Annotated in this window: 16 protein-coding genes; 13 read left to right on the top strand and 3 right to left on the bottom strand. The window is 60.6% G+C overall.

Annotated features, from left to right (window positions below; all coding sequences use genetic code 11):
* Positions 1-352: 352 nt before the first annotated feature.
* The 6 genes from DHV10_RS25055 to DHV10_RS25030 all read left to right on the top strand — a co-directional run bounded on the left by DHV10_RS25055 (position 353) and on the right by DHV10_RS25030 (position 7,809).
* Complete coding sequence (locus DHV10_RS25055) at positions 353-943, top strand: ribosome maturation factor RimP (RefSeq protein WP_109489168.1); 591 nt, start codon at positions 353-355, stop codon at positions 941-943.
* A gap of 112 nt (positions 944-1,055) precedes the next feature.
* Complete coding sequence (nusA, locus tag DHV10_RS25050; RefSeq protein ID WP_109489167.1) at positions 1,056-2,633, top strand: transcription termination factor NusA; 1,578 nt, start codon at positions 1,056-1,058, stop codon at positions 2,631-2,633.
* Between the two features lie 117 nt (positions 2,634-2,750).
* A complete protein-coding gene (gene infB / locus DHV10_RS25045) occupies positions 2,751-5,984 on the top strand; it encodes a translation initiation factor IF-2 (RefSeq protein WP_109489166.1) in 3,234 nt (1,077 codons plus the stop codon).
* A 171-nt stretch (positions 5,985-6,155) separates the two neighbouring features.
* Positions 6,156-6,683, top strand: coding sequence for an RNA polymerase sigma factor (locus DHV10_RS25040; protein ID WP_162601873.1), 528 nt, complete (start codon positions 6,156-6,158; stop codon positions 6,681-6,683).
* The gene (locus DHV10_RS25035; protein ID WP_109489164.1) at positions 6,676-7,224 is read left to right on the top strand and encodes a hypothetical protein; all 549 of its coding nucleotides are present in this window, start codon (positions 6,676-6,678) and stop codon (positions 7,222-7,224) included. Before DHV10_RS25040 ends, DHV10_RS25035 begins: the two co-directional genes overlap by 8 nt.
* Before the next feature lie 9 nt (positions 7,225-7,233).
* On the top strand, positions 7,234-7,809 hold the full coding sequence (locus tag DHV10_RS25030) for a hypothetical protein (protein ID WP_109489163.1): 576 nt from the start codon (positions 7,234-7,236) through the stop codon (positions 7,807-7,809).
* A 22-nt stretch (positions 7,810-7,831) separates the two neighbouring features.
* Here DHV10_RS25030 and DHV10_RS25025 read toward each other — a convergent pair whose 3' ends face one another.
* Positions 7,832-8,965: an aldo/keto reductase gene (locus DHV10_RS25025; RefSeq protein ID WP_239462037.1), complete on the bottom strand. Its 1,134-nt coding sequence runs from the start codon at positions 8,963-8,965 to the stop codon at positions 7,832-7,834.
* A gap of 175 nt (positions 8,966-9,140) precedes the next feature.
* On the opposite strand from DHV10_RS25025, the gene DHV10_RS25020 reads away from it, so the two are divergent.
* The 4 genes from DHV10_RS25020 (at position 9,141) to DHV10_RS25005 (ending at position 12,915) form a co-directional block, all read left to right on the top strand.
* Complete coding sequence (locus tag DHV10_RS25020) at positions 9,141-9,701, top strand: type 1 glutamine amidotransferase domain-containing protein (RefSeq protein ID WP_109489162.1); 561 nt, start codon at positions 9,141-9,143, stop codon at positions 9,699-9,701.
* A 212-nt stretch (positions 9,702-9,913) separates the two neighbouring features.
* A complete protein-coding gene (locus DHV10_RS25015) occupies positions 9,914-10,429 on the top strand; it encodes an RNA polymerase sigma factor (protein ID WP_109489161.1) in 516 nt (171 codons plus the stop codon).
* Positions 10,426-11,046 carry a hypothetical protein gene (locus DHV10_RS25010; RefSeq protein ID WP_109489160.1) on the top strand — a complete coding sequence of 207 codons (621 nt, stop codon included), beginning with the start codon at positions 10,426-10,428 and terminating at the stop codon, positions 11,044-11,046. Before DHV10_RS25015 ends, DHV10_RS25010 begins: the two co-directional genes overlap by 4 nt.
* Positions 11,047-11,091: 45 nt before the next feature.
* Positions 11,092-12,915 carry a tetratricopeptide repeat protein gene (locus DHV10_RS25005; RefSeq protein ID WP_109489159.1) on the top strand — a complete coding sequence of 608 codons (1,824 nt, stop codon included), beginning with the start codon at positions 11,092-11,094 and terminating at the stop codon, positions 12,913-12,915.
* Positions 12,916-12,986: 71 nt separating this feature from the next.
* Here the strand turns inward: DHV10_RS25005 and DHV10_RS25000 are convergent, their stop codons facing one another.
* Positions 12,987-13,769 (bottom strand): Bax inhibitor-1/YccA family protein, encoded by a 783-nt coding sequence (locus tag DHV10_RS25000; protein ID WP_109489158.1) that lies wholly within the window; start codon positions 13,767-13,769, stop codon positions 12,987-12,989.
* Between the two features lie 253 nt (positions 13,770-14,022).
* Here DHV10_RS25000 and DHV10_RS24995 point away from each other — a divergent pair, with 253 nt between their 5' ends.
* Positions 14,023-14,478 carry a CBS domain-containing protein gene (locus DHV10_RS24995; RefSeq protein WP_109489157.1) on the top strand — a complete coding sequence of 152 codons (456 nt, stop codon included), beginning with the start codon at positions 14,023-14,025 and terminating at the stop codon, positions 14,476-14,478.
* 16 nt (positions 14,479-14,494) lie between these two features.
* On the opposite strand, the gene DHV10_RS24990 is transcribed toward DHV10_RS24995, so the two are convergent.
* A complete protein-coding gene (locus tag DHV10_RS24990; RefSeq protein ID WP_109489156.1) occupies positions 14,495-16,306 on the bottom strand; it encodes an acyl-CoA dehydrogenase family protein in 1,812 nt (603 codons plus the stop codon).
* 230 nt (positions 16,307-16,536) lie between these two features.
* Between DHV10_RS24990 and DHV10_RS24985 the strand changes: the two genes are divergently transcribed.
* On the top strand, positions 16,537-18,216 hold the full coding sequence (locus DHV10_RS24985; RefSeq protein ID WP_420818760.1) for a cellulose synthase family protein: 1,680 nt from the start codon (positions 16,537-16,539) through the stop codon (positions 18,214-18,216).
* A 51-nt stretch (positions 18,217-18,267) separates the two neighbouring features.
* Positions 18,268-18,984: a hypothetical protein gene (locus DHV10_RS24980; protein ID WP_109489155.1), complete on the top strand. Its 717-nt coding sequence runs from the start codon at positions 18,268-18,270 to the stop codon at positions 18,982-18,984.
* Positions 18,985-19,069 lie beyond the last annotated feature (85 nt).

The following is a 19,069-nucleotide window of genomic DNA, read 5'->3' as shown; positions in this document are numbered from 1 at the left end:
TTACCTTCGTCTGCGTCCGGCCCCGTTCAAGCTTGCTGAAACGGTTTACAACTAAAGGGCAGGGGGACCAATTTTTGCATGCCCGGACCGCCCCTTTCCAGACCTTTCATCGCAAAGCTTCAAATTTGCGAAAATCTCCTCCTGTCGCGTCGGGCGTTGAATTTCCACACGAAACGCCGTATTCTAATCAGGCGAACGAGTTTGTCCGCCTGTGTTGCCCGTGAGGTTGCCGGGGTGGCGGAGAGATGAGTGGGCTTATAGCCCACTTTTTATTTGGTGCGAATTTTGCCCGGAGCCGCCGCAGGATTGGCCGGGAACTCCTTCAGAATGAGTGACAGGCGGCTGGGTGTTGATGGCTTCTAACCTTGACGAAATCCGGAAAGCCGCCGAGCGGGTAGCAGGCTCGCACGGTCTCGATGTCGTAGATATCGACCTCTCCGGACCGGCCAAGGAAAGAACCCTGCGGGTGTTCCTGGAGAAGAATGAGGAAGGCCGCAGGCAGTTGAAAGCGCAGATCGCCGCGGGGGCCGAGGGGCTTCCGGAGCGGCTGGTGGAAGGCAGGCTAACTGTTGAGCAGCTTTCCGGCGTAACGCACGAGGATTGCGAGGCGTTCAGCCGCGACTTCGGAGTTCTGCTGGATGTGGAGGACCTGGTTCCGGGTGGCGAGTACACCCTTGAGGCGAGTTCGCCGGGTCTGGATCGGAAGTTGACCAGGGCAGAGGAGTTTCGGCGTTTTGCTGGCTGCCTGGTGAAAGTGCAGACGTTCGAGCCCATTCGCAACAACCGGCACTGGAGAGGCCGATTGGAGGCGGGCTCGGGCAGAATCATTACGCTTGATCTGGCGGCCATGCATCAGAACAGCAAGAGCCGCAAAGCAGGCGTTGAGAAGGTGGAGATCCCTCTCGAGAATGTCGAGAAGGCGGAGCTGATCCCGGAGATTTAGGCGCAACGGCGCTGAACAGCAGGGATGAACACCGCGAGAACTCCCGAACCGCAATTTTTGAAGTGCAATCAGCCGAAAGGCTCGATTGCCGAGCAATCGAGAGAGTAAGAGAATGGCCAGCGCTTTGTATCAAAGTATCGAACTCCTGAGCCGCGAGAAGGGCATCGAGCCCGAGATCGTTGTCGGCGCCGTGGAAGAGGCGATCGCCCTTGCCACCCGCAAGTACTACAAGACCCAGGAGAACATGCGCGGAGAACTGAACAAGGACACCGGCGAAATCACCGCTTACGTCTATAAGACCGTTGTCACTGATGACGATGAGGTCGAGGATCCCGTCAACCAGATCACCCTGGAAGAAGCCAGCGAGCTTGCTCCCGGCGTTGAGGTTGGCAGCGAGATCCGCATGTATAAAGACACCACGCCGCTGGGCCGCATCGCCGCGCAGCTCGCGAAACAGGTGATCTTCCAGAAGGTCCGCGAGGCCGAGCGCGACACCGTCTTCCAGGAATACGCACACCGCGAGAAGGAAGTCCTGAACGCGACGGTCAAGCGCATCGAAGGCCAGGACATCATCTTCGATCTTGGCAAGGCAGAAGCACGCTGCCCCAAGCGGGAGCAGTCGCGCCTCGAGCAGTTCACCGTTGGCGAGCGCGTTCGCGTGGTCCTGCTCAAGGTGGACCGCGCAGCTAAAGGCCCACAGGTGATCGTCTCCCGCGCAGCTCCGGAACTGGTTCAGAACCTATTCCAGTCCGAAGTGCCGGAGATCTACGACAACACCGTCGCCATCCGGGCCATCGCCCGCGAAGCCGGCGAACGCACCAAGATCGCCGTCCAGAGCCGCGACAAGGACGTCGACCCAGTCGGCGCCTGCGTGGGCATGAAGGGCATGCGCGTGCAGTCGATCATCCGCGAGCTTCGCGGCGAGAAGATCGACATCATTGAGTTCAGCGAAGAGATCACCACCTTTGCCGAAAAAGCTCTGCAGCCCGCGAAGGTAAGCCGCGTCTCCATCACCGATCTGGGCGAGAAGCAGCTCGAGGTGATCGTGGACGACACCCAGCTTTCGCTTGCCATCGGAAAGAAGGGACAGAACGTCCGTCTCGCCGCCAAGCTGCTGGGATGGAAGATCGACATCAAGAGCGAAGAGGAGAAGCGCCAGGAAGTCGAGCAGCAGATGCAGGCTCTCACCGGTGGACCCTCCACTCCTATCGAGCAGGTTACGGAGCTCGGAGCGGGCATCATTGAGAAGCTGGTCGCTGCCGGCATCACCACGGTCGAATCTCTGGCAGACATGACGCCGGAGCAGCTCGAGGAGATTCCCGGTATCGGCGAGAAGACGCTGGAACGCATCAGCGTCGCGGTCCGCCACTATTTCGGCCACTTTGAAGAGGGTGAAGAAGCCCCGGCCGGTGAAGGCGGGCCGGGCGTCGCGGGTGCTCCGGAGGCGGAGGGTTCTGACGAACCTGCCGCGCTTACGGCTGCCGCGGACACCGAGAACGTCTCCGACGGAGAGTCCGAGATCGAAACTCCCGAGGCTGCCGCCGCAACTGCGGAAGCTGAAACTGAGAATTCGCAAGAGGTGCTGGAAGAGGCGGAAGACGGCGGGGAGACCGCGGAAGAGCTCGCTGTCGCCAACGTTCCGGCATCGGAAGAAGAAAATACGAGAGACGACGAAGAGGGTGGCGCTTAAATGCGTCGCGCTCTTCAACGCCATTCAAGCGATAATGGTGGTAACGCAAACCTCCAATGCCATGAGGTAGCTATGAGCGACTAAGGGCTTTGGGCAGCACATTCTGAAAAGAGGCGGATGAGCAAGGTTCGAATTAACGATCTCGCGCGCGAGTTGGAAGTCAAGAGCAGGCAGATTCTTGACGTCCTCGCGGAACTCGGTCTGGCTGAAGGCAAGACACACTCGAGTTCGATCGAAGGGCACGAAGCTGACAAGGTTCGCGCGCAACTCCAGCCAGGATCGCGCCCCGCAGGTCAAGGTGCCGGGTCTTCGCGCGCGTCCCAGGCGATTACACCGAAAATCGATCTCTCTCACGTTTCCAAGCCCGGCGACGTGATGAAGGCCATTCTGGCCAAGAAGCAGGAACAAGAGGCAGAAGCTCGCAAGAGCATGGTGCCGCCCAGCAAAGCAGCGGTGCCGCCAGCGCCCGTTGTGGCGAAGGCGCCGGCAAAGCCCGCAGCGCCCGCCGCAGCAGCACCGCCGGCCGCGCCCGCGCGTCCCGAGCCCCGCAAGATTGTGCCCCAGCCCCGGCCAGCACCCGCCATCGTGCAGCCCCCGGCGCCTGCGATCGCTTCCAAGCCTCCGGCTGGAACCGTTGTTGCGAAGGCACCGGCCGGCGCAGCGGCTCCGCGTCCAGCAGTGACGGTGGTCCCGCCGCAGAACGTGGTGGTACGACCGCCCGCTGCCGTGCCGCCCACTGCGGCGGCAGCGCCGAAGCCGGCTGCAGCCGAGCCCGCGAAACCGGTGGTGGTTGTCGCACCGAAGCCTCCTGCCGCCGCTGCGCCAGCGCCCCCAGCACCTGCGGCGCCCGAGAAGCCGGAGATCGCCGCCTCGACAGCATCCGTTGCCGCAGCACCTGCACCAGCGGCTCCGGTGCCACCCGTAACGGAAACACCAGCCGAGCCCATCGCTCCCGCTGCAGCCGCTCCGGCCCCTCCGGAGGAGAAGGCTCCCGAAGCGCCACCAGCGCCGCCGGTGCCCGCTCCACGCCGCGTTGTAATGCCGCAGACCGGGCCGCGTCCCGTGTACAAGGCGCCCCCGGTAGCCGCCGCAAGCACTACCGCGCCCGCTGCTCCGCAAGGTGGAGGCCTGCAGCGCGGCCGACCCATCTTCGATCGCAGACCCACAGGCGCTCCGGGCGGCTTCCAGCAGCGCACTCCGGGCGCTCCCGGCCAGTTCCCTGCCGGAGGACCACGTCCCAAGCACCCGACACGCACCGGATTTACTCCCGGTGGCCCCGGCGGCGCTCCAGGCGCTCGTCCCGGGTTCGGCGCGCGCCCCGGCTTCGGTGCAAGGCCCGGCTTTGGCGGACCTCGTCCCGGTGGACCGGGCGGAGCACCTCCCGCCGGAGAAGCTCCTCGGCCGCAACGCGCCTCGAACAACCGAGGCCGTCGCAGTGGCCAGCAGTATCCGAAGACCAAAGAAGGCCCGATGAAGGGCTTTGTGCCACCTCCGCGTTTTGGTGGCGCAGCCAACTTCAGCGACGAGCCGCTCCCCATCACGCGTGAAATCACCGTGACCGAAGGCATCAGCGTTAAGGACCTCGCGGAAAAGCTCGAAATCCGCGCCAAGGACCTCATCGCAATCCTGCTCATGCGCGGAGTCTTTGTCACAGTCAACCAGTCGCTCGACGCTGAGATGGTCAAGGACGTCGCCGCGAAATTCGGTGCGGCTGCCACCGTCATCAGCTACGAAGAAGAGCTCGAGAATCAGGCCATCGAAGAAGTTCTCGATACCGAGAAGACGGACTTCGTCGAAGTCCCGCGCGCTCCTGTGGTCACCGTCATGGGCCACGTCGATCACGGCAAGACATCGCTGCTCGACGCGATCCGCGAAACCGACGTTGCTGCAGGAGAAGCCGGCGGCATCACGCAGCACATCGGCGCCTACAAAGTCCGGTTCACCAAGGAAGGCTCTCCGGCTTCCGGCCGCGAGATCGTCTTCCTCGACACGCCGGGCCACGAGGCCTTCACCCGCATGCGTGCACGCGGCGCCAAGGTCACCGACATCGTCGTCATCGTTGTTGCAGCCGATGACGGCGCCATGCCGCAGACCCTCGAAGCCATCGATCACGCCAAAGCAGCGGACGTTCCCATCATCGTTGCGGTAAACAAGATCGATAAGCCGGAGGCCAATCCCGATCGCGTGATGAAACAGCTCGCCGATCGCGGCCTCACCCCGGACGAATGGGGTGGCGAGACTCCCTACGTTCGCGTATCGGCAAAGAAACGCGAGAACCTCGATCGCCTGCTCGAGATGATCTGCCTCGTGTCTGACATCAAGGGTCCCAAAGCAACACCCGGACGCAAGGCCGTCGGCTCCGTTCTCGAAGCCAAGCTCGATCGCGGACGTGGTGCGGTGGCTACCGTGCTGGTGCAGGATGGAACCCTGCGCCTGAACGACAGCTACATCGTCGGCAACACCTACGGCAAGGTTCGCGCCATGTTCGACGATCGCGGACGCGCTCTGGAAGAGGCTGGCCCGTCAACTCCGGTCGAAGTGCTCGGACTCGAAGCGATGCCGGAATCCGGCGATACCTTCCTCGCAGTTGCGGACCGCGACAAGGCCAAGGGCATTGCGCAGTACCGCAAGATGAAGGAACGCGAGGCCACACTGGCCAAGAGCTCCCGCGTCTCGCTCGAAGGACTCGCCGAGCAGATCCGCCAGGCTGGCGTGAAGGACCTCCCGCTGATCATCAAGGGCGACGTGACCGGTTCGGTCGAAGTGCTGGCCGACTCGCTCGTCCGCATGTCCACCGAGAAGGTACGCGTCAAGGTCATCCACTCCGGTGTCGGTTCCATCACCGAGAGCGACGTGCTGCTCGCCACCGCTTCCAACGCCATCATCATCGGCTTCAACGTGCGCCCCGAGCGCAAGGCCGCTGAACTGGCGCAGCAGGAAGATGTGGAGATCCGGCTGCACTCTATCATCTACGAACTGCAAGACGAGATGCGTCTCGCAATGCTTGGACTGCTCGAGCCTACCTTCAAGGAAAACTACATGGGCCGTGCCCAGGTGCTCACCGTCTTCAGAATTCCGAAGGTCGGCACCATCGCGGGCTGCCGTGTACAGGACGGCTCCATCCGCCGCGACTCGGAGATCAAGGTGATGCGCGATGGCGAACAGATCTTCAAGGGCAAGATTGGATCGCTCAAGCGGTTCAAGGACGATGCCCGCGAAGTGACGAACGGCATGGAGTGCGGTATCGGCATCGCCGGATTCGGCGACCTGAAGGAAGGCGACACGCTCGAAGCCTTCTCCACGGAGAAGATGGCAGCTGACCTCGGCCAGCTGACTTCAGCCAAAGCTTAACCGCACAGCAGCACCGAATCGGGCCCGCTTCTCACTGAGAGGCGGGCCTAATCTTTTTGCACGCGAGAAACCCGAACACTCCGGCACACCGCTCCGTCTTAGGGTATGAACATCGCGGACCTCAGCCCTGGAGTTAGCATTTCAGGGTTGCCGGTAAGGAGTTCGCAGATTTTGGCCACCGATGCAGACGCGGAGTTCTCGGCGCTCGTACAGCACCAGTCGCGCTTCGTTTTCAAGGTGGCCTATGCGGTTCTGCTCAACTCCCACGACGCGGAGGACGCGGTACAGGAGACTTTCTTGAAGCTGTATCGCCACGCCGGCTGGAAAGAGGCAGAGAACGAGCGTGCCTATCTCGCTCGCGTGGCGTGGCGCGTGGCGATTGATCACAAGCGGCGCTCATCCTCATCCGCAGCTGCGGCGGAAGATCCGCAATTGCTCGATGCGTTCGCGTCATCCCATGCCGGCCCGCACGAAGCCATCTCTGAAGCCAACCAGCAGGCAACAGTGCATGCATTGATCGATTCACTTCCGGAGGATCTTCGTGTTCCGCTCGTGCTCTCCGCATTCGAAGAACTGAACTCCCGCGAGATCGGGCAGATCCTCAGCATCCCGGAAGGCACTGTGCGCACGCGCCTGCAGCGGGCGCGGCAGATCCTGCGGCAGAAGCTGACGTCGACGAAGGAGACGCACTATGTCTGAGCGCGACGACCTCGATCGCCTTATCGACGCAGAACTCTCCCGCTACGCCGAGCCGCGGGTTGGTCTCGAGCAGCGTATCCTGGGGCGGGTCGCGAGTGAGGTGAATCGCTCCCGCCTGCGCTGGCTACTCATTGCGATTCCTGTGCCTGTTGCTGCCCTGCTTCTTTTGTTCTCAGCTTCTTTATTCAATGCTCCACATCCGCAACACCAGGCCTACGCGCCGGTGACTAAACCAGTTCCGCAACTGCAGGCCCCCATTCTTCGAACTGCTCCCAAATTAGTTTCGAGCACACATGCACGGGACCGCAAACAAAGCCAAGCTCGAGTCCTAAAGAGCGTCAACGCCCGACCCAAGCTCGATCTTTTCCCAACTCTCCATCCGCTCAGCGAAGAGGAGCAGGCTATCGAGCGCTTCGGAAACGAAGCACAGGAAGAGGACCGAAGGGCGCTTGTAGAAGACCGTCAGCACATCGACGAGCCGGTAAACATCACGGCGATCCGTATCGCGCCGCTTCCGTCATTGAAGACTGATCAGAATTGAGGAGAACTCATGCGTAAACCCAGCTTCTTCTTCGCCCTCCTGCTGCTCGCACCTATGTTCGCGAGCGCTGCAATCGCGCAGGAGCAAACCACAGCTCCCGAGACACCGAGAGCCGGTGACCCTCCAAGTCGCTTTTATCATTTCGAGTTTGTAGTGCAGGAACTCGGGGCAGACGGCAAGCCCACCAACACTCGCACGTACGTAACGACGCTCAGCACCCAGAACAATAAAAGCGCCTCAATCCGCACAAACTCAAGAGTCCCGATCGTCACGGGATCGACAACAACCTCGGACAAGCCAAACGCACTCGTGAATACGCAGTTTCAGTACGTCGACGTTGGCGTGAACATCGATGCAAGTCGTGCCCACGAAGTCGGGCGGCAACTCGCCTTCGACATCAGTGCCGACATCAGCAGCGTTGCTGAAGGTCGGGAGCCGCTACTTCGTCAACCGATCATTCGGCAGAACAAATGGCAGGCCGTAGTGCTCATTCCGACTGGGAAGTCCACAGTCCTGTTCACGTCCGACGCCCTCGATTCAAAAGGCAGCATGCAGCTATCGGTCACCGCCGCCGCAATACAATGAGCAAGCTGGATAGGCGCTTGCCTCACCCCGGCAGCTGCGGCGAGAGCTTCTGCACTGCCGGCGTATCCGCTCCCAGCCAGTCAGGATGACGCGCCGTAGTATCGAAGTGCGACGTCGTCTTGAACAGCTCATATTTGCCGCTCATCGCAACCTGTTCCGTCTTCCCGATCAGCGCAGCAACTGCACTCTCGTCCATCGGCTTAAAGTCCTTGACCGCCGTGAACGCCTGGTCCAGCAGCATCTTCGAATCGATTCCGGTGATGAGCACGGAAATGGGCAGATTGAGCGAGTAGTGCAGGCAATCCATTGGCTGCACTGCGCCGCTCTTCAGAATGATCCCGTCTCCGAAGCTCTTCATCCCCAGCACGCCGATCTTCTGCTTCACCGCTTCCGGAACCACCATCTGCGAAAAGCTGCGGAAGTGCGCGTCCATGATGTTCACCGGCATCTGTACCGTATCGAAATGGAATCCATGCTTCTGCGCAACCTCGAGCATGTAGAGATGGATGCGCGGATCCTTGTGCCCGGTGAATCCGATGTGCCGCACCTTGCCGGCCTGCCTGGCCTCCACCACTGCTTCCATCGCGCCGCCTTCGGCGAAGATGCGGTCAGGGTCATCGAAACGAATCACCTCGTGATGCTGCAGCAGATCGATGTGGTCGACCTTCAGACGCCGCAGCGAGTCGTTGATCTGGTTGGTCGCTACCTCTTTCGTGCGGCCATCCAGCTTCGTCATCACGAACGCCTTTTGCCGGTACCCGCCCTGCGACAGCGCTTTGCCGACGCGCTCTTCGCTGCGACCCTCGTTGTAGTCCCACGAATTGTCGAGGAAGTTGATCCCGCGATCGAGCCCCTCGTGAATCAATCGGATCGCATCATCTTCTTCAACTTTCGGCCTGCCCAGGTGCGAGCCCCCCAGTCCGATCACGGATACCTGCTCGCCCGTCGACCCCAGTTCGCGATAGAGCATCTCGCCCTTCATCGTTCCCGCATTCGTGACACGCGGGATGCGCGCAGCGGCTTGTCCTGAGTTCGATTCCGCGTTCATGGATTGAGCGGAGTTTCCTTCAGACATCTGCGCCGCCTCGATCCGTTTTGATTGCATCAATGCTGCGGCCGCACCCGCACCCGCTATGAAGTCGCGTCTTTTCACCATGGCCCTCCGGATGATCTCAGCCCTCTGAGATGCCAGGTAAATCGAGCAGTTTGCCTCAACGCCGCAAGCCGTTTCGACCACCAGAACAGCCCCAAATGCACACCTTTCGCGCGCAACCCGTACTTAGGTTCTGTCGTCCTATGCAGAGCGAACGGACAAATCAGGAGGAAGAAGAATGTCTTCAGAGTTGCGCGGAAAGAAGATCGCTATTTTAGCTACAGACGGATTCGAGCAGGTTGAACTCACCGAGCCGCGGAAGGCTCTCAGCAATGTGGGCGCTACAACAGTCGTGATCGCACCCAAGAACGGAGAGATCAAGGGCTGGAATAAGAAGGACTGGGGACAGTCGGTGAAGGTAGATTTGCCACTTGCGGACGCCAACCCGAACGACTATGACGCGCTGCTGCTGCCCGGCGGCGTCATGAACCCCGACCACCTTCGCATGGACCCGGCGGCAGTCAACTTCGTGCGCCAGTTCGTCTCAACCGGCAAGCCTGTCGCAGCAATCTGCCATGGGCCCTGGACCCTGATCGAGGCAGACGCCCTGCGCGGCAAGACCGTCACCTCATGGCCCTCGCTCAAGACCGACATCAAGAACGCCGGTGCAAACTGGGTCGATCAGGCTGTCGTGACCGACGGGCAATTCATTTTCAGCAGAAAGCCAGACGACATCCCCGCATTCAGCAAAGCCTTGATAGAGGCGGTCGTCCACGCACCAGAACACGCCCACGCGTAAGCACCGGGCTCCGGCGATTCGGTGCTGATCAAAGCAAGCACACCTGGATGCCCCAGGTCTCGATTCTGAGACCTGGGATACATCCCTAACCTGCTCTGCTCCTGATCCCATCTTCTCCACTCCCCAACATCCCCTGCAGAAACCTGCTTCTTTCCCTGTAAAAAATCCTTGCCGCCGGAGACTACCTTATACAGAAGGGAATCTCCAGAGAGATGGCAAGCCCGGAAGATCTCTACGAAGAGGCTGTTCGATCGCACGGAGCGGCTCTCGATCGCCTCTCGCGCGCATACGAAGCCGATCCTGACAAGAGGCGCGATCTACTCCAGGACATTCATATCGCGCTCTGGCGCAGCTTCGAGAACTACGCCGGACGCTGCTCGCTGCGCACCTGGGTATATCGCGTCGCTCACAACGTCGCCACTTCGCACGTTGTCAGTGACAGGCGCATGCGATCCCGGCCGCTCGTGAGCATCGAGGACATCGACATCGCCGATCTAGCGAGCGCGTCCGACCGGGCGCTCGAGCGAAACCTTGCGCTCGAAAAGCTTACCGGCCTCATTCGCGAACTGAAGCCTCTCGATCGCCAGCTCGTTCTGCTGTTCCTTGAAGGTTTCGACTCGTCGAGCATTGCCGAAATCACGGGCCTCTCGCCCAGCAACGTCGCGACGCGCATTCACAGGATAAAGATTCTTCTCACAGCAAAATTTCAAAGCGGAGGAAAGTCATGACGAACGATTTTGATTCGCGTATTCGCGGTCTCTGGCAACAGCCATCGGGTGAGCCTCCTCGCTTCACACCTGAAGAACTCCGTCGCAGAGTCGCGAGCTTCGAGCGCGTCGTCCGGCATCGCAACCTGCGCGAGTACCTGGCAGCCGCAGCTGTTATCGGGGTGTTCGCGTACTATGCGTGGCTTTTCCCAACATTGCTGCTGCGCGCCGGTTGCGGTCTCATCATCGTGGGGACGGTGTACGTCATCATTCAGTTGCGCCGCCGAGCCTCTTCCACCCCAGCGCCGGCCGAGATGGGCCTGCGGAGTTGCATCGACTTCCAGGCGTCGGAACTTGCGCGGCAGCGCGATGCGCTCAACGCGGTATGGTCCTGGTATCTCCTGCCCTTTTTGCCGGGAATGGCTGTGTTCCTGATAGGACTTTTTCAGTTCACAAAGAGCGTCACTGGAGCAGCAGGCAGGCCTTTCCACACCGCAGCCGCACTGGCCGGGTTCAGCATTGTTGCCGGGTGCGTTGCCGTCGTTTTCATCTCGATTGGCATGCTCAACCATCGAGCGGCAAACAGGCTGCAGATGCAGATCGACGATCTCGGCCGCCTGACACGCGACCCGGCTTAGCCCGCACGGTGGCCGCTCGCTCTCTGGACGATGTATAGTGCGGCCATGCACCTCCTTTCCGGTCTGCATCGCCGCATGTACACAGGCCAGCTACGTCTTCTCTCTGTCATCGGATTGCTTCTGCTCACCGTTCCTGCATCGGCACAGATGCCGGCCGGACACGACATGAGCGACATGGAGCCGGTCACTCCTCCTGACAAGCTGCCGGTTCCAGTTCACATGACGGGCATCGGCAATGCGCACATTGCAATCACGGCGACTCCCGATGCGCAGGCGTGGTTCGACCAGGGCCTGAACCTGTTGCACGACTTCTGGGACTACGAAGCAATGAAAGCCTTCGAGCAGGGCATCCGTGTCGACCCGAACTGCGCGATGTGCTGGTGGGGGCTGGCGCAAGCCGAACAGGCCCGCGGAAAAGATCTCGAAACTTGTGCAAGAGAGGCAGTCGATGAGGCCACGAAGTTAAAGGAAAGGATCACCGAACCGGAGCGGCTCTACATCGAGGCTGCGCAGATCGAAACCACGAGCAAGGCGAAACGCGGCGCCGACAAGCAGGAGATCGCTGTCTTCCGCGCACTCGTCGCCAAGACTCCGAACGACACTCAGGCACGTCTGCATCTTGCCCTCGCCCTTGAAGACGGATACGACAAGCACGGAGAGCCGCGCAAAAGCGAGCAGGAAGCGATTCACATGCTTGAAGGCATCCTGCACGATGCACCAAACGACTCCGCAACCAATCACTATTGGATTCACGCGATCGAACCCGGAAACCATCCTGACCGCGCCATCCAGAGCGCAGCGCTCCTCGCCAGCCTTGCTCCCACCTCCGGCCACATGGTGCATATGCCCGGCCACATCTACTATCGAGTCGGCAATTATCCCGAAGCGGAGCACTGGTTCTCCGCCTCCATGGAAGCCGACGAGCACTACATGCAGGCGCAGCACGTCAGTCCGGATGACGACTGGAATTACGTGCACAACATGATGTACGCCATCGCCAACCTGATGGAGCAGGGCCGTCTGGCCGACGCCAACACACTGTCTGATCATCTCGCGGCCGCACGCGGACAGCTTTCGGCATCGCTATATATCTGGTCGGCTCGCGACCAGATGTCTCGCATCAGCAAGCGGCTGCCGGTTGCCTTGCGCGTAGCAGACTGGGATGCCGTGCTCGCCATGCTGAGCGAAGCCAATCTTCCCAAGGGCGACCACGCCGCAAACCTTCGTTTTCTCGCAGCCGAACTCACCGACTACGCCAAAGGAATGAAGGCCCTCGACGCCGGCAATGCAGTCGCGGCGCAGGAGCGCTCCGTCAGCATGGATGCGGGGCTGAAGCAGATGCAGGAGATGCGCGCCGCGATGAAGAAGTCCGGCAACGGCCACGAGAAGAAAGACGCCGCAAAACAGCCCATGCAGCCTCTCGCGCCGGATGCGCTGCCCGAACCGATCCTCAAGTGTCTGAACATTCAATCCATCGAGTTGAGGGCCGGAGTCCTCGCTGCTCACCACAAGCTGCGCGCAGCCAGAAAGACCTACGATCTCGCCGCCAGGGAGGAAAAGAAACTCGGCTACCACGAGCCGCCCTTCTATATCCGCCCTGTCGCCGAAACCGAAGCTGCCGCTCTGCTGCGAGCGAAGGATTTGAAGGGCGCCGAGCAGGCCTATCACGCCGCCCTTGAACAACGACCCAATTCCGGATTCGGCCTCTACGGTCTCGCTCTCGTGAAAGAAGCCTCGGGCGACTCCGCCGGAGCGCGCGAAGCCTATGCGGCTTTCCTGAAAGCATGGCCCCGCGCCGACGCCAACCTGCCCGAAGTCGCGCATGCGCAGAAGATCGTCGGCACAGCCGCGGATCGCGCTGCGCAATAATCCGTATTCGAATGCACAAAGGGCGGCCTCTTCGGACCGCCCTTATGCTTGCTGCTGATGATTGTGCTTGCTTAGTTCCGGCTGCGCATCTTCGAGAGCAGATTCAGAATCTCGACATAGAGCCACACCAGCGTCACCATAATCCCGAACGCACCGTACCACTCCATGTACTTCGGCGCGCCATAGTTCACGCCCTGTTCGATGAAGTCGAAGTCGAGCACGAGGTTCAGTGCTGCGACGGCGCAAACCAGCAGGCTGAAACCGATCCCGATCGTGCCCGACCCGTTCACAGCCATGAAGTTGATGTGGAACAGACCCAGGATCATCTCCATCAGGTAGAAGAGGCAGATGCCGCCAGTAGCGGCGATAATCCCGATCCGCAGCTTGTTTGTGACTCTGATCATCCCCGAGGCGTAAACGACCAGCATGGTCATCAGGACACCAAAGGTCAAGCCAACTGCCTGGATCGCGAGGCCTGGGTAGCGCAGCTCGAGAAATGCCGAGATGCCGCCCAGGAACAAGCCTTCGAAGAGGGCGTAAATCGGAGCCGTGATCGGCGCCCAGTTCGTCTTGAAGATCGTCACCATGGCGGCAATGAACCCGCCGAACACGCCCAGGGTCAACAGACCTCCGATGCTTCCCGGGTCGCGCGTCTGCATGAAGCTGTACCAGGTGTAGCTCGCCGTTGCCAGCGCGCACAGCAGCAGGATTCCGGTCCGGTTCACGGTTCCGTTCAGTGTCATGCGATCCGTGACATCCAGCGCGCCGCCACCGCCGTACCTTCCGACGCCTCGGGCCGCTTCCTCGAACGTTTTGGAGCCAAGGGCAGGATTTGAAGTCTTGAAGAGGGGCATTCGAGTGATCTCCGTTTTCGGGAGCAGCCGGAACTCCCCGGAAATCAAGGAAAACCGCGCTCCTGTACCTATTTTACGGCTGCGCCTGGCAACCAGCCGCTTCAGCACTGGTTCCAACCGCAGCAGGATTTTAGACGCCCGATCTTCGCAATCGATTCTTTAGCCCGCCCCGGCCCCCGAAATTACCGCTTTTCCGTCGCTATCAGAATGGTCTATATTGACCGTCATTCGCACGACCCCCAGGAGGAACTCAATGAAGATCAACGACACAATTGGCGTATTGCTCGGGTGTCGGCCCGAGCGCAAGGTGCTCTCCATCGAACCCGAGCAGTCCGTATACGAAGCCCTGCAGATGCTGGCCAAATACGACATCGGAGTTCTGCTGGTCTGCAAGGGTGACCGCCTGGTCGGGATCTTCTCGGAGCGGGACTACGCGCGCAAGGGCATCCTGGGGGGACACACTTCGCGCGAAACGACCGTCGGCCAGCTCATGACCAGTCCGGTCATCTCCGTCAATCCCAAGCACACCGTCGACGAGTGCATGACGCTGATGACGCAGCACGACTTCCGCCACCTGCCCGTCGTCCAAAACGACAGGATCGCGGGCGTCGTCTCCATCGGCGATCTGGTTAAGTGGGTCATCTCCGGCCAGGAGCAGACCATCCAGGCCCTTGAGGGATACATCGCCGGCGCCTATCCCTGTCCGTAATTCACTTTGTTCAGCGTCAGACGAGCGACAAGGGATAACGCTCCGCACGGATGCAGTGCTGTGCGATCGTGCGGCTCAGCTTCACCGTATCTTCTGGAACAAACCGAGCCAGTCTGCGCAGGATAGCGAGCTGTGTCCGCAGTTCGTCTCCCTCCGCTGAGGCCGCCAGCACTCGCCGCGCAGCCTGCTCCGCCAACCCCATGCTTTCGTCCGCCAGCAACCCAGTCATCGCTGCAGCCGGAGATGCCGCGCCTTTGCCGGCCGACGCAAGCTTGCGCGCGCGCAGCAGGGCCGATTCCAGCGCGTATACCTGCGCGATGATGTCGGCCAGATCGGCCATGATCTCCTGCTGATCCTGCAGCCCCGCCATGTACCGCTGACTTGCCACGCCCGCTGCAAACAGCGCAATCTTCTTCACCGCCGCCAGAATCTCCCCCTCGCGGGCCAGTTTCTCGTCCGAGCCTTCCCCTTCATCAAACGAGGGCGGCTGCATCACCTCATCCATCAGAGCTTTGATCGCCTTCAGCAGCGGCAGCTCTCCTGCCATCGCGCGCTTCATCAGCCAGCCAGTGATGATCATCCGGTTGATCTCGTTCGTGCCTTCGAAAATGCGATTGATGCGCGCGTCCCGGTAGAACCGCTCCGCCGGATACTCCTCGACAAATCCGTATCCGCCCATCGTTGCCACCAGCTCATCGACGACAAGCGAAATCATCTCGGAGTCATACACCTTCAGGATCGAGCACTCCACCGCATACTCTTCGATCCGCTTCTGCACATCCCTCGAAGATCGGCCGCTCTCATCCCCAAGCTGTGCCAGGCTCGCATCAATCATGCCCAGCGTTCGATAGGTCATACTTTCCGCCGCATACATCCGCGTTGCAGATGCAGCGATCTTCCTCTGCACCAGACCAAACTCCGCAATCGACTTGCCGAAAGCCTTGCGCTCCTTTGCATAGCGGACCATATGGCTGATCGCCAGCCGCGCGCCTCCAATGCATGCCACTCCGAGCTTTAATCGCCCCATGTTCAGCACGTTGAATGCGATGTGGTGCCCTTTTCCGGCCTCGCCCAAGAGATTCGCAGCAGGGATTTTGCAGTCCTGCAGCACCAGTGCACAGGTTGACGATCCGCGGATTCCCATCTTGTGCTCTTCAGCGCCCACCGTCAGTCCCGGGGTATCGCGCTCGACCAGGAACGCCGAGAACTTTTCGCCGTCGATCTTCGCAAAGACCGTGTAAAGCCCGGCCGTCCCGCCATTCGTGATCCACATCTTTTCGCCATTCAGCGTGTAGCTCGCGCCATCCGCCGCGAGCGTCGCCCGCGCTCGTATGTTCATGGCATCGGAGCCCGAGGTCGCCTCCGACAGAGCATAGGCCCCGATCAGCTCCGCGCTGGCAAGCCGGGGCAGGTATCGCTTCTTCTGCTCCTCCGTCCCGTACCAGACCAGCGGCAGCGTTCCAATCCCCACATGCGCGCCGTAGGCCGTCGAGAAGCTCGCCTGAATCGATATGTGCTCCGTCACCAGCGAAGAGGTCGTCTTGTCCAGACCCAGCCCGCCGTACTCCTCCGGAATATCCATCGCGGTGAATCCCAGCTCCGCGGCCTTGCGCAGCAGACCCGGGACTGCTCCCGCCTTCTTCGCCTCGATATCCGCGGTTCTGGGAAGCACCTCGTCACGCGCGAACTGCGCCACTGCCGCAGCCATCTGCAGCTGCTCCTCGCTCAGATCCTCCGGCGTGAAAACCTCTTCCGGCGTGCGCGATTCAATGAGAAACGAACCGCCCTTCGCAGCTAACGCGGCAACGGGCTTGGCTTCGGTCGACATAGAGCCCTCCAACTGCATGAAAACATTACGCTCACAGGCCTTAGCGCAGCAACCGCCGCTCGGTGAATGCATCCGTCCGGCTGCAAGGTTCGCAGCCAGATTCCAGCCGACTCACCGCTCTCAGCCACGCAGGCTCAACGCTCTCTATCGCTTACAATTTCCATAAGCCCGGTGTTGCAGCCCAGGACATTTCGCGTCCGAAGGGGATCTTTCCTGCCGGTGGAGGCGCGGTGCCGTTCAAATCACTTTCCAGTGTTTTAAGCCTGTTCACCGGTTTGACTCCGCAGTTGGCGCTCCTGCTCGCCGGGAGCGACCAGAACAGCCTCAAGCACTACCTGAAGGCCCAATTCGCCGACCAGACATTTCGCGGGCTCTATCACTGGAATTGGTTCGATCTTGCCCTCCTGATTCCCTACTTCACGGTGATGTTCATACTCGCCGTATACGGCGTGCATCGCTACACACTCTGTTATCTCTACTTCAAGCACCGCAAGAATCACTCCGCCGAGCCGCCAAGGCACTTCGACGAACTACCGCGCGTGACAGTCCAGCTCCCCATATTTAATGAGCAGTTCGTGATCGACCGCCTCATCGAAGCTGTCTGCAATCTCGACTACCCCAAAGACAAGCTCGACATCCAGGTCCTCGACGACTCCACCGACGAGACCCAGGAGGTTGCAGCAAGGATCGTCGAACGCTACGCCGCGATCGGCAATCCCATCGCGTACATCCATCGCACCAATCGCCATGGTTTCAAGGCCGGTGCGCTCGACGAAGGCCTGAAGGTCGCTAAAGGCGAGTTCATCGCCATCTTCGACGCCGACTTCGTTCCGCCGCCGGACTGGCTCATGCGCGTCATCCACCACTTCGCCGAGCCTGAGGTTGGCATGGTCCAGACCCGCTGGACTCACCTCAACCGCGACTACAGCCTGCTCACGCGCATCGAGGCCATCCTGCTCGACGGCCACTTCATCCTCGAACACGGTGCGCGCTCCCGATCCGGCGATTTCTTCAACTTCAACGGAACGGCGGGCATGTGGCGCCGTCAGGCCATCTCTGATGGCGGTGGATGGCAGCACGACACCCTCACGGAAGACACCGACCTCAGCTACCGCTCGCAGATGGCGGGGTGGCGCTTCAAATACCAGCCTGAAATCGAATGCCCCTCCGAGCTGCCCATCGAGATGACGGCCTTCAAGACGCAGCAGGCGCGCTGGGCCAAAGGCCTCATCCAGACCTCGATCAAGCTGCTGCCCCGCATCTGGCGCTCCGACGTGCCTCGCAAGATCAAGATCGAGTCCGTCTACCACCTCACCGCGAATCTCAGCTATCCGCTGATGATTGTGATGACGGCACTGTTGATTCCAGCCATGATCGTCCGCTTCTACCAGGGCTGGTTCCAGATGCTGCTGATCGACTTCCCGCTCTTCGCAGCCTCTTCAGCATCCATTGCTGTCTTCTACCTCGCCAGCCAGCGCGAACTCTACCCGAAGACTTGGATCAAGACCTTTCTCTATCTTCCGTTTCTGATGGCCCTCGGCATCGGCCTGACTGTCACCAACTCCAAAGCCGTGATGGAAGCGATTCTCGGCATCAAGAGCGCCTTCGTCCGTACGCCCAAATACCGCGTCGCTCAGAAGGGTGAGAAATCTCAGGCAGCCAAATATCGCAAGCGCCTCAAGCTCGCTCCGTGGATCGAGCTCATCATCGGCTGCTACTTCGCGTTGGCGATCGCCTACACGTTCACGAACCACAACTACTTCACTGCGCCGTTCCTGATCCTGTTCGTGATCGGCTACTGGTACACCGGCCTTATGAGTCTGCTGCAAGGCCGCTTTGAACAGTGGCGCACCGGCAAGGCAGCCAACACCGACGAGTCCAGCCCCAAGCCGTTTCCGGTTGGCGTATAGCTATCCCTTGCTCCTCGCCTTACTCGGCGCGCACTGTGTACTATCGCAGCCATGCATGCAAGTTGGCCGAGGATTGACTTCGTAGATCGCCTGTCGTTCTTCGCTTTGCTGCTCGCAGCAGCCATACTGGCCGTTGTCCTTCTTCGCTACCCCTCCGATCCAAGACACGAACGGCTCGGCTACATCGGCCTCGGCCTGATCTGCGCAAGCGCAATGCTCTCGCTTCTTCTGGGCAACAAGCGTCCCTTCGCAGGAGAAGGCAAGCGCATTGGTGCCTGGATCGGCTTCGCGACGGGCATCCTCTGGGTCATCGAAATCAGCTTCAACAACTTCGTCGATCCGCAAATCTCCACCGGCAGAGCACGGTTCTTCGTCGACAACAGCTTCTGGGCCGCCATCGCATTCACCATGCTCATCGCTGCTCTTGCAACCTCCGCCAGAAACACAACCATCGTTTCGGGCATCCGCGTCGGCCTTTGGAGCGGCTACATCAGCGGCATCATCGCCTGCCTGATGGCTCTCTCCCTCATCCTCTTCGGCATCCGCTTCCTTCTCCGCGATCCCCTCAACATCGCCGAGTATGCGGCCCGCGCGCCTGGCGCTTCCCCGGCCGCGATGGCCTCTTACTTCGCCTACGAAACTATCGCGGGAGCTCTGGGCCACCTGTTCGTTCTCGGCATCGTCATGGGCCTGCTCCTCGGCCTCATCGGCGGCGTTCTTGGAGCACTCTTCGCGCGAATCCGAAGCGCCAGACCTGTGACGCCCTAGCACATCCCGGCGCCACCGCTCAGCTACAATATCCATAAGCGCCTGCCGGCCTGGATCTCGAATCCAAGGTCCGCCAGGCGCATCA

The organism is Occallatibacter savannae, from assembly GCF_003131205.1.
Classification (GTDB): Bacteria; Acidobacteriota; Terriglobia; order Terriglobales; family Acidobacteriaceae; genus Telmatobacter; species Telmatobacter savannae.
This window is presented reverse-complemented; position numbering and strand designations above follow the sequence as displayed.